We start from the raw sequence: 15277 nt of genomic DNA, 5'->3' as shown, positions 1-15277 counted from the left end.
CTATTGACCTGCGGTCTTTGCAAGTTCGAGCGCCGCGTTCCAGAACGGGTTGGCGAAGATCAGGATCATGGCCACCACAAAGCAATAGATAGCGGTCGATTCGATCATCGCGAGACTGACAAACAACGTCCGCGAAAGCGTTGGCCCGGCGTCTGGCTGCTGCGCAATTGCGCTCAGCGCCTGAGCCGCCGCACGGCCCTCACCCAGCGCGGGGCCGATCGCGCCGAATGCAACAGTAAGTCCGGCAGTGAAAATCGAAATGGCGGCAATAATGGCAAGATCGGTCATTGGGTTTTCTTTTCTGTCTTGGATGTGCTCGGGTCCGCCGTCGCCGAAGAAATGTAGACCGTCGCGAGGATGGCAAAGATGTAGGCCTGGATCAGCCCGGTCAGCAGGCCCAGCACGTCCATCACCACGGGGAAGAAAAACGGCGCCACGCTGAGCAGGATTGCCGCGATGACTGCACCGCTCATGATATTTCCATAAAGCCGGATGGCGAGCGATATGCCACGGGAAAACTCGCTGATGATGTTGAAGGGCAGCATGATGACCGAAGGTTGCATGTAGGTCTTCAGATACCCGCCGACGCCCCGGCTTGTCATACCAAAAAGCGGAACCGCAATCAGGACTGAGAACGCAAGTGCTGCCGTTGTCGAAAGCGAAGCGGTCGGCGGATCAAAGCCTGGCATCACGAGCATCAGGTTCGATGTGGCGATGAACAGGAAAAGCGTGCCTACGAAGTAAAGCAGGTTGCGCGACGGCCGTCTGGAAATTTCCTCGATCTGGCTCTGGATACCCTGCACGATGACTTCCAGGATGGTGCGCCATCGGTTCGGCGGCACATCCGGGCGCAGCTTGCGGGTGATCAACATGGATATGCCGGTTAGCACCGCCATGATAATCCAGGTGTTGACGATCGTGGCATTGACGGGAATTCCCCATGCTTCAAAGACAATCGTGCTATCGGGTGTCAATTCCATCCCTTAGGCTCCATAGGCAGGCGGCGGGCCAAGGTCACGACGACAAGGCGCACAATGAGGAATGCCAGCGCATAGCCGACAAGGGTCCATGTACCGGTCTGTCCGACCGCCCAGCCAGCGGCTAACAAAAGTGCGATCCGCATCGCCGCGCTGAGCATCAGGGTCGTCGTTGGCCCTGCCGAAGCAAGGGCTACCCGCATGCCAAAGGCCAGCCCGACAAAGTAGAACGCACCCATCGCCGCCCCGATGGCCAGCCCGGTCGTCAACGCTCCCCAGTCCATACCCGTCATTCGCCGTCTCCCTCCTTTTCGATCCATGTCCATGCGATCAGACCGCCCACAACGACTCCGCAAAGGATCAGTGCGATGGTCCACGAGAAATCCTGTGGTGCCACACGGTCCAGCCAAATGCCCAGAAACGCGCCTCCGACCGTCGGAACGGCGACCGACCAGCCGATCATGCCGAACGCACCGAGCCCACGCAGCGGGCTGGGCGCCGGATGATCGCGCGTGTTTTTCATCCTCTTAGCCCGCCGCGCGATGTCTTCTGCTGTCTTGTCGGGTTTTTCAATCATGGTTGCGGCCTCCGTAGATCGGCAAAACGGCGTACGATATTGGCCTCAAGCCGCGACAGTGCAGTGCGCGCCACACGCTCATCCTCATCGATCTGGACGAACGTGTTTTCAACGGTTTCGCGTAGCGTCTCGAGGCTTTCACCCTGAACACCGCGCCGAATCGCGACATCAACCGAATGCCCTTTCTTGACCAATAGCCCCTCATCGATCCCAAAAAACAGTTCCTCTCCGCCCGGTACCGTCAACGTCAGCACAGAGGGCACCAGCGCCGTCACGAAATCCGTGTGGTTCGGCAACATCCCGAAGGCCCCGTCTTGTGCCACCGCGGCCAGTTCTATTGCACGCCCGTCGAACAAGGTCCGCGTCGGCAATCGCAAGGTAACCTGCATATCCGCGGCCATGCTCATGATACGGCCTCCAGATCCTGAAGTCCGCCAATCATGTAATAGGCGCTTTCGGGGAGGTTGAACTCGGTCTGATTCAATATCGTTTCGCAACCATCCAGCGTGTCCGTGACTGACACCAGCTTGCCGTCCTTGCCAGAGAACGACGCCGTCGTGAAGAACGGCTGTGTCAGAAAACGCTCCAACCTTCTGGCGCGTGCGACGGTGGCGCGGTCAGCCGTCGAAAGCTCCTCCATCCCGAGCATCGCGATGATGTCGCGCAGCTCTTCGTATTCGGCCAGCGTCCGGCGCACGGCGCGCGCAATGTCGTAGTGGCGCTGCCCAACCACCGCAGGGGTCAACATGACCGAGGCTGAGGTCAGCGGATCAACCGCGGGGTAAAGCCCTTCGCTTGCCCGTTTGCGCGATAACACGACCGTTGCGGAAAGATGCGAGAAGATATGCGCCGCCGCAGGGTCAGTGAAATCGTCGGCAGGAACATAGACCGCCTGGATCGAGGTGATGGCACCCCGACGGGTCGAGGCGATACGCTCCTGCAAAGCGGCCAGCTCGGTAGCCAGGGTTGGCTGGTAGCCAACACTCGACGGCATCCGCCCCAACAAACCCGAAACTTCCGCGCCCGCCTGAACGAAGCGAAAGATATTGTCGATCAACAGCAGCACGTCCTGCCCCAGGTCATCGCGAAAATACTCGGCCATTGTCAGTGCAGTGTTGCCCACCAAAAAGCGCACGCCGGGCGCTTCGTTCATCTGGCCAAACAACATCACCGTCTTGTCGCGCACGCCGGCATCGCCCATTTCGCGGTACAGTTCTTCGGCCTCGCGGGATCGCTCGCCGATGCCGCAAAACAGACTGACACCCTTGTGATGCTGCACCGTGTTGTTGATCAGTTCGGTGATCAGCACGGTCTTTCCGACGCCCGCGCCACCAAACAGCCCGGTCTTTCCGCCGCGCTCGATGGGTGACAATAGATCAATGGCCTTGATCCCAGTTTCCAGCATCTCGGCGCGCAACACGCGGTCTTCAAGCACGGGCGGGGCTTGATGGATCGACCTGCGGTCGACTGCTACGGGTGCCGGCATTCCGTCGATTGGCGCGCCAAAGACGTTCAACATCCGACCCAGCATCGTGTCACCAACCGGCACTTCGATCGGGGTGCCGGTGGCACGGACTGGCATTCCCAACCCGAGGCCACGGACCGGAGCCAGCGCGATGGACCGTACGACCCCATCGCCCACCAGCGCCGCGACTTCGAGCGCGACTTGGCCTGCAAAAAGCAATTCGTGGATCTGCGGCACCGGATCCGGGAAGAATGCATCGACCACTCCGCCGCGAATGGTGACAATCTTGCCTTCGCTACCGGCGACTTTATCTGGCTTCGGGACCTCCACCGTGTTCATGACCTATCCATTCTCTTGCTCAAAACTTCTGATCGGGAAACCAAGATTTGGCGTTTATTGCCATCCGGGTGAGACGCTCCGGGCAAGACGTTTCGATAGTGAGGGCAGAGCGCACATCTCCTTGTTTGGATAAGACGCTTGCCGCGGGCAAAGATTACAGCCATCGTTGGCAAATCGGCTGCTTGTGCCGCACGCATTGGTGTCAGAATGCACATGCTTTCTGGCTATGGCGCTAAAATCCAAAGACGAATCTCTCCGCGCTATGTGAGCCCCTGAGCATTCCTACCTACTCAAAGGCAGTGAACCATTTCTCTGGTGGGCTTGATAACTTGCAATCTTGGGCGAGATTTATTGCCCCGGGATTGTAATGCTTCCCGGCACAGCGCGTCTACAGAGATAGAAAATACGTGCGAGACAGCTAAAGAACGCGGGGATCAAATCATGCCGCAGGAACACGAACTTACCGGCTCAATGGGCGTCACCGCCGGGCGACTATCGATCTATGCAGTTGGGATGAGCACGGGGATATTCCTCGCGATATCCTTCGTCTTGTGCGTCGGCTTCGGCCTGATCTTTCCTTCGATGACGATGTATCAGGCCTGGGTCCCACTTCTTCCTGGCTTTGTTTGGATCAGCCTGTCGGGCTTTGTCATCGGGCTGGCCGAGGCCTTCGCCTACGGCTGGTTTATCGCGATCGTATTCGTGCCGCTGTTCAACTACTTTTCCCAAAGGGCTGCCAAATGAATGATGTTCACCACATGCACGCTGCGAGACCGAAGGCGTCGACCATGGACAAACCACCGGTCGTCTCACCGACAGCGCCCGTAGGATCGTCAGTTTCCTACCACCAGGATCTCTGGGAGCGTTCGATCCTGTTCTTTGACACTCTGCGGCAGCGCGCCGACAACATGCGCGACCATGAACGGGCCGGAATGCCACCGTTGCTGGATTTCAAGTATGAGACTGTGCTGGATGCGCGCCGGTTTGACACTCCGGCGAACTATGCCCTGCTGAAGATCACCGAGATCGATGACGACTGTCTTGTCGACTGTCTCGACCCCGAAAAACCACCGGTAATCATCATCGATCCGCGCGCCGGGCATGGTCCCGGCATTGGCGGCTTCAAACGCGACAGCGAAGTAGGCATGGCGATGCACGAAGGCCACCCGGTCTATTTCGTAGTGTTCTTTCCCGAACCGATGCCCGGCCAGACGCTGGCGGACGTGTTGCACGCGTCGCGCCGCTTCGTTGAGGAAGTCGCCAAGCTTCACCCTGGAAAGCCGCCTGTACTCTACGGCAACTGTCAGGCGGGCTGGGCGGTAACACTGCTGGCCGCCGATTGCGAAGGCTTGGCGGGACCGGTGGTTCTGAACGGCGCGCCGCTGTCCTATTGGGCGGGCGAAGATGGCGTGAACCCGATGCGCATATCCGGTGGCCTGCTGGGCGGTGCCTGGCTGACGCACCTGATGGGCGATCTGGGCGATGGAAGGTTCGATGGCGCCTGGCTGGCGCAGAATTTCGAAAGCCTGAAGCCGGAAAAAGCGATCTGGGAAAAACACGCCAATCTTTTGGCCAATATCGACACCGAAGCCGAACGCTTTCTGGATTTCGAACGCTGGTGGGGTGGCTATTACACGCTGAGCAGCCCGGAAATGATGTCGATTGTCAAAAACCTGTTCATCGGCAACAAGCTGGAGCGGGGTACGATGGAAATCTGCGACGGCTGCACCGTGGATTTGCGGCAGATCACCAGCCCTATCATCGTCTTTGCGTCTTACGGCGACAATATTACTCCACCGGCGCAAGCGCTGGGATGGGTTGCCGAAGTTTATGTCGATACCGCCGACCTGATCGCGGCGGGACAGCGAATCGTCTATCTGACCAACCCCCATGTCGGGCATCTGGGCATATTCGTCTCGGCCAGCGTGGCAAAGCTGGAGCATCGGGCCATCCTGGAAAGTCTGGACGAGATCGAGGCGCTGGCGCCGGGCCTTTACGAAATGAAGATCGAAAACCCCACAGGCGATCCCGACTGCCACAAGTCCGATCTGATCGTGACCTATGAGCCGCGCGAAGTGTCTGGTCTGAAGGCGGCTTATCCGCACGAAGCGTTCGAAAAGGTAGCCGAAGTCTCGACGACGCTTGACAGCTTCTACAGCGCCTTCGTCAGCCCCTGGGTGCTGGCGATGATCACGCCGGCCAGTGCCGACTTGCTGAAATCACTGCATCCAATGCGGACAAGCCGGTACATGTTTTCCGAGGCGTATAATCCATGGATGCGCGGTGTGCGGATGATGGCGGATTCCCTGCGCGACACCCGCCAGCCATTGCCCGCCGATCATCCAGGGATCGTCGCGGAACGCAAGGTGATGTCCAATGTGGGGCAGATGATTAAAGGCGCACGCGAACGCCGTGACGCAACCTACGAACAAGTCTTCCGGCTGCTCTATGGTGGCGGCTCCAAACCTGCCCAAACGCCGCCGACTGTGTCTGGTGCAGTCAAATCAAAGGCCAGCCCGAATAACTCCAAACCTGGCAAAGAAAAACGCCATGCTGTCGGGAAGTGAGGTTGTGTTGAGCGTCTTCATCGGCAGTCGCTTGCCGGCCATGTCGCTGTTCTCGCGTCTGCGCAAATACCCAACCGTTCTGGCTTTCGGGACGCCCGTGATCAATCAGAAAGTTTGCCCGGATGTCAGATAGCGCCGTCCTGACTCTCAACGCCGGCTCATCCAGTCTGAAGTTCGCGATCTTTACCAATGTCGAACGGCCTCGCCGGCTCTGGTCGGGCGCGATTGAGCGCATCGGACTGCCGGGCGCCCGGTTTCGACTTTCGGATGCCCGAGGCGCGGTTTTTCGGGAAGAGACCGGAACCATCGCCGACCATGATACCGCTCTGAAACGGCTGCTCCTCGCCATTGAACATGAGGCAAGCGGAGTCAAACTGGTTGCCGTCGGTCACCGGATTGCGCATGGCGGACCTGACTGCGACTGCCCCGAACAAGTGACGCCCACACTACGGGCGCGATTGCAACAGCTGACGGCGCTTGCCCCCCTGCATCTTCCCGCCAATATTGCCGGGATCGATGCGGTGCGGATCGCGCGACCCGATCTCACTCAGATCGCCTGCTTTGACACGTCTTTCCATCGTGATTTGCCGCCCATTGCCCGCCTGTCGGGCTTGCCGCGTGCGCTTCAAGATGAAGGGCTTCGACGCTTTGGTTTCCACGGGTTGTCCTACGAATACATCGTCAAAGCGCTGCGCGACGCTGGTGTAGCTGTAGATGCCGAACGGATCGTCGTGGCGCATCTTGGCAACGGTGCGTCGATGTGTGCGATCCGCGATGGAAAGAGCCTCGAGACGACGATGGGGTTCTCGACGATCGCTGGGTTGCCGATGGGTACGAGGTCGGGCGATGTAGACCCCGGACTGCTGTTACACCTCCTGATCGACAAGGAGATGACGCCTGAGGCGGTTTCTCAGATGCTCTACGCCGAAAGCGGTCTTCTTGGCCTATCCGGCATCAGCCGCAACATGCAGGAATTGCTGCAACGCCCTGATGACGCTGCAGCAGAGGCTGTGGCGTATTTCTGCTACCATGCCCGGCGGCATCTGGCGGGCCTGACTGCGACCTTGGGTGGGGTCGACCGTTTGGTGTTTACCGGCGGCATAGGTGCCAATGCGCCGCAGGTTCGGGCCGGGATTTGCGACCGCCTCGGCTATCTCGGCATTGAGCTGAACAAATCCGCAAATCTTCGCGGCGATCTGGTGATTTCGACCGGGTCAGTGGGTGTTACGGTCGAGATTCGTCAGATTGATGAGGAAGCAATAATCGCTGGCCATGCCCACCAATTCATGGCCAGCCAACCGATGGCGCGGGAGGCATGAGCAATGAAAGATAACTTCGAACCGTTTGAAGCCCTGGCCACGGCGGCGTGCAAGGCAGGCCCGGTCCGCGTTGCGGTTGCCGATGCCGCTCAGACAGTGGTGCTGGAAACGCTGCGCGATGCCGAACGTGCCGGTCTGGTTACGCCGCTCTTGGTCGGCGACCCGAATGCCATCCGCACAATCGCCGCAGATCTGGGCTGGACGGTTGCGGAGGACGCGATTATCGCTGTGGCCGACGATGCTGAGGCGGCGGCCCGTGTGGTCGCTCTGGTGCATGAGGGCCGAGCAGACGTGGTGATGAAGGGCAACCTGCATACCGATATCTTCATGCGCGCGCTTCTCGACAAGACCCTCGGACTGCGACTTCCGGGACGACGCGTCAGCCATGTCTTTGTAGTGGCGCTGCCCAGTCATGACCGACTGCTCGGTATCACCGACGCAGCAATCAACATTGCGCCCGAACTCACCGCCAAGGCGCAGATTTGCCAGAATGCGGTCGATCTGTTCCGTATGTTGGGGGTGGTGAGGCCAAAGGTTGCAGTGCTGTCGGCAGTAGAGACCGTGACGGTCGATATCGCCTCGACGCTGGATGCCGCCTCTCTCATTCTAATGTCCCGACGCGGCCAGATCACTGGGGCCGAGATGGATGGGCCGCTGGCGCTCGACAATGCCATCTCGGCGCGCACTGCAACCGAGAAAGGTGTTTTGTCTGACGTCGCAGGCTCTGCCGATATCTTGCTGGTGCCAGATCTTGTCTCGGGCAATATTCTGGCCAAGACGCTGGAATATTTTGCCGGGGGCGTTGCGGCGGGGATTGCGATCGGGTTGGCAGCGCCAGTGGTACTGACTTCGCGCGCTGACCCGGCACCGGCGAGACTGGCGGCCCTGGCGATTGCTGCCCTGATGTACCACAGCAGACCGCAGGTTGAACCGCGACCGGGTCCCGCTGAAAGCAGCATTGCCACCGCACCGCAACTGGAAGATGCCTGCTGTCCCCTTCCCGTCGTGTTAAACCTGCAACCAGTTTCGGTCGGCACCCAGCCACAATTCGAGGTAGCCGCGCAATGACCATTTCCGTCAGACCGATCAATCCGGCTGAAGCGCTCGACCTTTCAGCAAAGAAGGGTCTTGTCGTGGGCATCGCCAATGAACACAGCCTCGCCTGGGCCGCCGCACAGAATTTCCACGCTGCCGGCGCTGACCTGGCCCTGACCTACTTCAACAACAAGGCCCTGGCCTATGTCGAACCTCTGGCAAAGTGTGTCGCCGCGCCGATTTTCATGCCCTGTGATGTAACGCAGGAGGGTTCATTGGAAGCGGTTTTCGCAACCATAGAGAAAACATGGGGCCGTCTTGATTTCCTCCTGCACTCGATCGCTTGGGCACCGGCAGAGGATCTGCACGGTCGATTGACGGACAGTTCAAGCGCAGGGTTCGCCCAATCAATGCTGGTCTCGTGCCATTCATTCATCCGGATGGCCAAATTGGCCGAGCCGCTTATGACCAAAGGCGGCAGTCTGATAACGCTCAGCTTTCTAGGTGCCGAAAAGGTTGTGGACCACTACAACGTCATGGGGCCGGTCAAAGCAGCCCTTGAATCATCAGTGCGTTATCTTGCGCACGAACTTGGCCCAAAAGCGATCCGGGTCAACGCTATTTCTGCTGGCGCCATACGGACGCGGGCATCATCTGGAATCGAACATTTCGACGAACTGATCGACGAAACCATCAAAAAAGCTCCCTTGCGGCGAACAGTGACACCGGATGAGGTTGGCCGCGCAGCCCTGCTACTGGCCAGCGACTACACGACGGGCACGACAGGCGAAGTTATGCATGTTGACGCAGGATTCCACGTTGCCAGCATGGTGTTTCATTAGGCATCCCAACAAGGAAACTCTATTAACTGCAGAAGTGACATCTTAATCACAAAGCTGCGCTTGAATACAATGTTGCGTTCGGAGCAGACCGACAGACGGCACTCGGGAGCAATCCGACGACACCGGGAGGTCAGTATTCGGAACTGCGAGCCAATATCTGTAATATCCGAAGCGGACCTGCGTCTAGATTCCTGCAACACGTCACCAAGGGAATGGCAAGCATCAGGTGCCAGCGTTGAATTCCTTGGCTCCTGCAGTCCGCGATTACTGAAAATCAAAGCTCTAGATGTCGGCTGTAGAGGCTGAAACACCATTGACGAGATAGCCTAACGCCCAAGGTCGAAGACCGCCAAAGGAACAGATGATGAAAACAAGCGTGATCAAAGTTGATGACATGTTGTCGGTATGGAGCCTTGATGAAGTGGAGCGTCGGATCGGCGAAGTACCCGGCGTTGAAAGCGTTACGGTGAATTTCGCCGCGAAGAACGCCACCGTCCGCTATGACGAAACCCGGGTTGCGGTTTCCGATATCAAATCAACCGTGCACGAGCTTGGATTGCAATCCAACAGACCCGCTGAGGATGAACCTGCCGAGGATCATCAAGGCCACATAGACGAGAGCGAGCCGGCCGCCGCATCCGCCGCGCCGAAGTCAAAATCAGACGTCCCTGCCGCCACGCATGACGCGCATGCAGGACATGAACAACACGACGGCACGGTGCCGGATGCGTCGAAGTCCTCATCTGGCAGTCAGACCGACACTCCGGAACCCTCATCCGACCATGCGGGTCACGATAGCCATGACAAACATCAGGGCCATTCTCCTGAGAAATTCCGGGACCGGTTTTGGCTGTCGCTCGCTGTCACCATTCCGGTTGTCATCTGGTCTGCCCCCATCCAGGATTTGCTTGGCTATCAGGCTCCGGCTTTTCCCGGATCGGATTGGATGGCACCAGTGCTCTCAACGGCCGTCTTCCTCTACGGCGGTCTGGTTTTCCTACAAGGTGCGTGGCGCGAGCTCAGAGACCGGCTGCCGGGGATGATGACCCTCATCTCACTCGCCATCACGGTCGCCTTCATCTTCTCCTGGGTGGTTCAGCTTGGGTTGATCGACTCGATGCCACTGTGGTGGGAGCTGGCAACGCTAGTCGCGATCATGCTGCTCGGCCACTGGATAGAAATGCGGTCCATCAATCAGGCTCAGGGTGCTTTGAAGGAACTGGCGAAGCTTTTGCCAGACACGGCAACGCGGATCACCGATACGGGTGAGGAAACGGTCGACATCAGCGCCTTGCGCAATGGCGACCTGTTGCTGGTGCGCCCTGGTGAAAGCGTTCCTGCGGACGGCGTCGTGCGCAAGGGCATGAGCGCCATTGACGAGGCGATGATCACCGGTGAATCGCGACCCGTGAAAAAGGGCGAAGGCGATGAAGTGATCGCCGCCACGATCAACGGAGAAGGATCCCTGCGCATTGAGGTCACCGGAACGGGCGACAAGACCAAGCTGTCCGGCATCATGCGGCTGGTGGCCGATGCGCAGACCTCCAAATCGAGATCTCAGCACCTGGCGGATCGCGCAGCCCGGATGCTTACCGTCGCAGCGATTGGCGCGGCGGTGCTAACATTTGTGGCGTGGCAATTGCTTGGCGCTGAGCTGGATTTTGCCGTGGTGCGAATGGTGACGGTTCTGGTGATCGCCTGCCCTCATGCCCTCGGGCTGGCGGTGCCGCTGGTGGTGGCCATCTCCACGACTCTGGGCGCTCGTAACGGCCTTCTTGTCCGGGACCGCCGTGGGCTCGAGGAGGCCCGCAATCTTGACACCGTAATTTTCGACAAGACCGGAACATTGACGCTGGGCGAGTTCCGGATCGTTGCCAGTTCCGTCGCGGAAGGCCTGCAGGAGGACGAGGCCCTTCGCATCGCGTCTGGTATTGAAGCTGAATCCCAGCATCCTATCGCCCGGGGGATCGTCAAAACTGCGGAAGACAAAGGCATCGCGGTCCCATCAGCCGACGGATTCCGCGCGATCACCGGCAAGGGCGTTGCAGCCACAATTGACGGGGTCGAGTACCATATGGGAGGGCCGGCGCTGCTCAAGGCGGAAAACGTCGATGTTCCACCAGCGCTTCAGGCTGCCTCCGAAGCCGCAGCCAGCAATGGCCAAGCAGCGATCTATCTCGTCCAGGCGGGCAAGGCGCTGGCTGTCTATGCCGTGGCGGATGCGATACGCGAGGAAAGCCGTGAAGCCATCGCGGCGCTGCATGAACGGGGCATTGAGGTTGCCATGTTGACGGGCGACGCACAGGCGGTGGCCGATGCGGTTGCAAAAGAGCTTGGCATCGATACAGTTTTCGCTGAAGTGCTGCCCGATGACAAAGCGTCCAAGGTCCGCGAGTTGCAGGCCCAAGGCAAGAAGGTGGCTATGATTGGAGATGGGGTGAATGACGCACCCGCCCTTGCCACCGCAGACATCGGGATTGCGATTGGCGCCGGAGCCGACGTGGCCGTCGAGGCAGGGCATATCGTGTTGGTGCGATCGGACCCCCGCGACATCCCCCGCATCATCACGCTGAGCCGGGTCACATATCGCAAGATGAAACAGAACCTCTGGCTGGCAGCAGGCTACAACATCTTTGCCATTCCGCTTGCCGCAGGAGTGCTTGCGCCTTGGGGTATCCTGCTCACGCCCGCCGTGGGTGCAATACTCATGTCGGCGAGCACGGTCTTGGTGGCGATCAACGCGCAACTCTTGAAGCGAGTAAAACTTTGAACGTGTCAGCGGCCAGTCGCATCGCCTCCTGCGGCGCAATCGTCTGTCTTGTCAGGAACAGCCCGATCCTCCGCGGTGTCTTTCGGGGTCTAGATGCGCGACCTGCGCCTCATGAATTGAAAGGGTTTGGGTGCCTGCAATGAGCAAGAAAACGAAAAGGAAGGCCGCACCGGAGCCCGAAGGCTACAAGCAAACCCTCCACAGCCTTCAGGTTGAGCTGGTGAAACTGCAGCGACACCTGATCAAAAACGATCTCCGCATCCTGATCCTGCTCGAAGGTCGTGATGCTTCAGGAAAGGACGGCGTGATCAAGCGCCTTACCGCGCATCTCAGCCCGCGCGACACCCGGGTTGTTGCTCTCGGCAAACCCTCCGACCGCGACCACAACAGCTGGTACTTCAAGCGCTATGTCGCCAGCCTGCCTGCCAGCCAAGAAATGGTCGTCATGAACCGCAGCTGGTACAACCGGGCCGGCGTCGAAAAGGTGATGGGGTTCTGCACGGATGCAGAACACGAGGAGTTCATGCGCTCCGTTTTGCCATTCGAGCGCATGCTCACTGGCTCCGGAACGCAGCTTTTCAAATATTATCTCGACATATCGAAATCCGAACAGAAGAAAAGACTGGCAGATCGGCGGATTGATCCGCTCAAGCAATGGAAGATCAGCCCCATTGACAAGAGCGCGCTGCGGCGCTGGGACGATTACAGCGACGCGCGCAACGAAATGCTCACTCGGACCCATAGCGAAGACCTGCCCTGGCACGTCGTGCGGGCCGATGACAAGAAGCAGGCCCGGCTCAATGTCATCCGCCACCTCATGGCCCGCGTCGACTGCCCGGACAAGGATGCACACCTGGCCCAACCGGATCCGGATATCGTGTTCGACTTTGCAGAGGAGCAAATCCAAAGCGGCAGGATCGCACCATGAGTTCCAAGCTTGAAGCAGCGTTTACACCCCCTGCAGGACACTTCGATGAATAGGCCTGTGAACAGCCCGCTTTCGCTCGACCTCATCCAGAAGATGGACGCCTATTGGCGTGCAGCCAACTATCTCTCGGTTGGCCAGATCTATCTGTATGATAACCCGTTGCTCAAAATTCCCTTGAGTCTTGAGCACTTGAAGCCACGACTGCTCGGCCACTGGGGTACCACGCCGGGGTTGAACTTCATCTATGTCCATTTGAACCGCATTATCAACGAGCATGACCTGAACATGATGTATGTCACCGGCCCCGGGCACGGCGGCCCGGGTCTCGTGGCCAACACCTATCTCGAAGGCAGCTATAGCGAGCTCTATCCGGACATCTCGCAGGACGAACCGGGCATGAAAAAGCTGTTTACGCAGTTTTCATTTCCCGGCGGCATTCCCAGTCACGTGGCGGCGGAGACCCCGGGCTCCATCAATGAAGGCGGTGAACTCGGCTATTGCCTGTCGCACGCCTACGGTGCCGCCTTCGACAATCCCGACCTCCTGGTCGCCTGCGTCGTGGGCGACGGCGAGGCGGAAACCGGTCCACTCGCCACCAGCTGGCATTCCAACAAATTTCTCAATCCGGTGCACGACGGCGCGGTCCTGCCGATCCTGCATCTGAACGGCTACAAGATAGCAGGCCCCACCGTGCTTGCCCGCATTCCCCGTGACGAGCTCGAATCGCTGTTTCGCGGCTACGGCTACACGCCTCACTTCGTCGAGGGCGACGATCCGATGGAGATGCATCAGCTCATGGCTGAGACGCTCGATACCGTGGTCGAAAGCATCCGCCACATCCAGCAAGATGCCCGCGCCAACGGATTCAAGAAGCGTCCGCTCTGGCCGATGATCATTTTGCGGTCACCGAAAGGTTGGACTGGCCCGAAGGAGGTCGACGGCAAACCGACGGAGGGAACCTATCGCTCGCACCAGGTGCCCATGGGCGACATGAGCCATCCCGGGCACGTAAAGGTTCTGGAAGAGTGGCTGGAGAGCTATCGCCCGCGAGAACTGTTCGACGAGACCGGCAGGCTACGGCCCGAACTCGCTGAACTGGCCCCGTGCGGCCCGCGGCGGATGGGCGCCAATCCGCATGCCAATGGCGGCCTGCTATTGCGCGACTTGCACCTTCCGGATTTCCGAGACTACGCGGTGAAGATTCCGAAACCCGGTAGCGTGAGTGCGGAAGCTACGCGCGTCCAAGGCGAACTGATCCGCGACGTGATCAAACTGAACCCCGAAACCTTCCGCGTTTTCAGTCCGGACGAAACGGCGTCGAACCGCTGGGGTGCGGTATTCGAGGTGACCAACCGTTGTTCGACCGCGGAAATAGTTCCCGGCGACGACCATGTTGCGCCGGACGGCCGGGTGATGGAGGTCTTGAGCGAGCACCAGTGCGAAGGATGGCTCGAAGGATATCTGCTCACGGGCAGACATGGCTTTTTCTCCTGCTACGAAGCCTTCATCCACATCATCGATTCGATGTTCAACCAACATGCCAAGTGGCTCGACGTTGCAAACCACATTCCATGGCGGCGGCCGGTTGCTTCCCTGAACTACCTGCTTTCATCACACGTGTGGCGCCAGGACCACAACGGTTTCAGCCATCAGGATCCTGGCTTCATAGATCACGTCATGAGCAAGAAGGCGGAGGTCATCCGCGTCTATTTGCCGCCCGACGCCAATACCCTGCTCTCCGTTACCGATCATTGCCTGCGCAGCCGAAATTACGTGAACGTCATTGTTGCCGGCAAGCAACCGTCGCCGCAGTGGCTCGATATGGATGCCGCCATCCGGCACTGCACCACCGGACTGGGCATCTGGGAATGGGCCAGCACCGACGAAGGTGGCGAGCCGGACGTGGTGATGGCCTGCGCAGGCGACGTGCCAACTATTGAAACACTGGCTGCGGTCGAAATCTTGCGTCAGCATTTCCCAGTGCTCAGGATCCGGGTCATCAACGTGGTCGACCTGATGACATTGCAGTCACGGAGCGAGCATCCGCACGGCATCAGCGACGAGGATTTCGATGCCCTGTTCACCAGGGACAAACCCGTCATCTTTGCCTATCATGGGTACCCCAAACTGATTCACACGCTGACCTATCGCCGAGCCAACCATCACAACCTGCACGTTCACGGGTTCAAGGAAGAGGGGACGACCACGACACCATTCGACATGGTTGTGCTCAACGAGCTTGACCGGTTCCATCTGGCCAGGGCCGTCATTGACCGGGTGCCGGGATTGGGTCCAGGCGCCGAGAACCTCGCCCAATTGATCGACGACAAACTCATCGATCACACGCGCTACATCCGGCAGCACGGCGAGGACATGCCAGAAATTCGCGATTGGAAATGGGGTGCAAATGGAGCGAACTCCGATAGCTCCAAGCATGCATGAGCACCCCGTCTTACAG

General features: G+C 59.1%; 14 protein-coding genes. 8 read left to right on the top strand and 6 right to left on the bottom strand.

The window, feature by feature from the left end; genetic code table 11:
- Genes SPHINGO391_RS02520 through atpD form a run of 6 tightly spaced genes read right to left on the bottom strand, consistent with a single transcriptional unit; the run spans position 1 to position 3358 of the window.
- A complete protein-coding gene (locus tag SPHINGO391_RS02520; protein ID WP_035521332.1) occupies positions 1-288 on the bottom strand; it encodes a F0F1 ATP synthase subunit C in 288 nt (95 codons plus the stop codon).
- Positions 285-980, bottom strand: a complete 696-nt coding sequence (locus SPHINGO391_RS02515; RefSeq protein WP_152007359.1) for a F0F1 ATP synthase subunit A — start codon at positions 978-980, stop codon at positions 285-287. The genes SPHINGO391_RS02520 and SPHINGO391_RS02515 overlap by 4 nt, the downstream gene beginning before the upstream one ends.
- A complete protein-coding gene (locus SPHINGO391_RS02510; RefSeq protein WP_152007358.1) occupies positions 971-1270 on the bottom strand; it encodes an ATP synthase subunit I in 300 nt (99 codons plus the stop codon). Before SPHINGO391_RS02510 ends, SPHINGO391_RS02515 begins: the two co-directional genes overlap by 10 nt.
- Positions 1267-1554 (bottom strand): AtpZ/AtpI family protein, encoded by a 288-nt coding sequence (locus SPHINGO391_RS02505; RefSeq protein ID WP_035521326.1) that lies wholly within the window; start codon positions 1552-1554, stop codon positions 1267-1269. Before SPHINGO391_RS02505 ends, SPHINGO391_RS02510 begins: the two co-directional genes overlap by 4 nt.
- Entirely contained in the window at positions 1551-1961 is a 411-nt protein-coding gene (locus SPHINGO391_RS02500; protein ID WP_052161099.1) for an ATPase, read from the bottom strand. The genes SPHINGO391_RS02505 and SPHINGO391_RS02500 overlap by 4 nt, the downstream gene beginning before the upstream one ends.
- Positions 1958-3358 carry a F0F1 ATP synthase subunit beta gene (atpD, locus tag SPHINGO391_RS02495; protein WP_152007357.1) on the bottom strand — a complete coding sequence of 467 codons (1401 nt, stop codon included), beginning with the start codon at positions 3356-3358 and terminating at the stop codon, positions 1958-1960. Before atpD ends, SPHINGO391_RS02500 begins: the two co-directional genes overlap by 4 nt.
- A 441-nt stretch (positions 3359-3799) precedes the next feature.
- Here atpD and SPHINGO391_RS02490 point away from each other — a divergent pair, with 441 nt between their 5' ends.
- From SPHINGO391_RS02490 to SPHINGO391_RS02455, 8 genes are all read left to right on the top strand, one after another.
- Complete coding sequence (locus SPHINGO391_RS02490) at positions 3800-4102, top strand: DUF5676 family membrane protein (protein WP_201772285.1); 303 nt, start codon at positions 3800-3802, stop codon at positions 4100-4102.
- Positions 4099-5925: a DUF3141 domain-containing protein gene (locus tag SPHINGO391_RS02485; protein WP_152007356.1), complete on the top strand. Its 1827-nt coding sequence runs from the start codon at positions 4099-4101 to the stop codon at positions 5923-5925. The genes SPHINGO391_RS02490 and SPHINGO391_RS02485 overlap by 4 nt, the downstream gene beginning before the upstream one ends.
- A gap of 122 nt (positions 5926-6047) precedes the next feature.
- Positions 6048-7244, top strand: a complete 1197-nt coding sequence (locus tag SPHINGO391_RS02480; RefSeq protein ID WP_152007355.1) for an acetate/propionate family kinase — start codon at positions 6048-6050, stop codon at positions 7242-7244.
- A gap of 3 nt (positions 7245-7247) precedes the next feature.
- The gene (locus SPHINGO391_RS02475) at positions 7248-8312 is read left to right on the top strand and encodes a bifunctional enoyl-CoA hydratase/phosphate acetyltransferase (protein WP_152007354.1); all 1065 of its coding nucleotides are present in this window, start codon (positions 7248-7250) and stop codon (positions 8310-8312) included.
- The gene (gene fabI / locus SPHINGO391_RS02470; protein WP_152007353.1) at positions 8309-9121 is read left to right on the top strand and encodes an enoyl-ACP reductase FabI; all 813 of its coding nucleotides are present in this window, start codon (positions 8309-8311) and stop codon (positions 9119-9121) included. The genes SPHINGO391_RS02475 and fabI overlap by 4 nt, the downstream gene beginning before the upstream one ends.
- Positions 9122-9485: 364 nt before the next feature.
- The gene (locus tag SPHINGO391_RS02465) at positions 9486-11891 is read left to right on the top strand and encodes a heavy metal translocating P-type ATPase (protein ID WP_193217164.1); all 2406 of its coding nucleotides are present in this window, start codon (positions 9486-9488) and stop codon (positions 11889-11891) included.
- A gap of 139 nt (positions 11892-12030) precedes the next feature.
- Positions 12031-12819 carry a polyphosphate kinase 2 gene (ppk2, locus tag SPHINGO391_RS02460; protein WP_152007351.1) on the top strand — a complete coding sequence of 263 codons (789 nt, stop codon included), beginning with the start codon at positions 12031-12033 and terminating at the stop codon, positions 12817-12819.
- Between the two features lie 45 nt (positions 12820-12864).
- Positions 12865-15261: a phosphoketolase family protein gene (locus SPHINGO391_RS02455; protein WP_152007407.1), complete on the top strand. Its 2397-nt coding sequence runs from the start codon at positions 12865-12867 to the stop codon at positions 15259-15261.
- Positions 15262-15277: the final 16 nt, after the last annotated feature.

The sequence above is a fragment of the Hoeflea sp. EC-HK425 genome, from assembly GCF_902498795.1.
GTDB lineage: Bacteria > Pseudomonadota > Alphaproteobacteria > Rhizobiales > Rhizobiaceae > Hoeflea > Hoeflea alexandrii.
The sequence above is the reverse complement of the archived record's forward strand: the minus strand, read 5'-3'. Positions and strand labels throughout refer to the sequence as shown.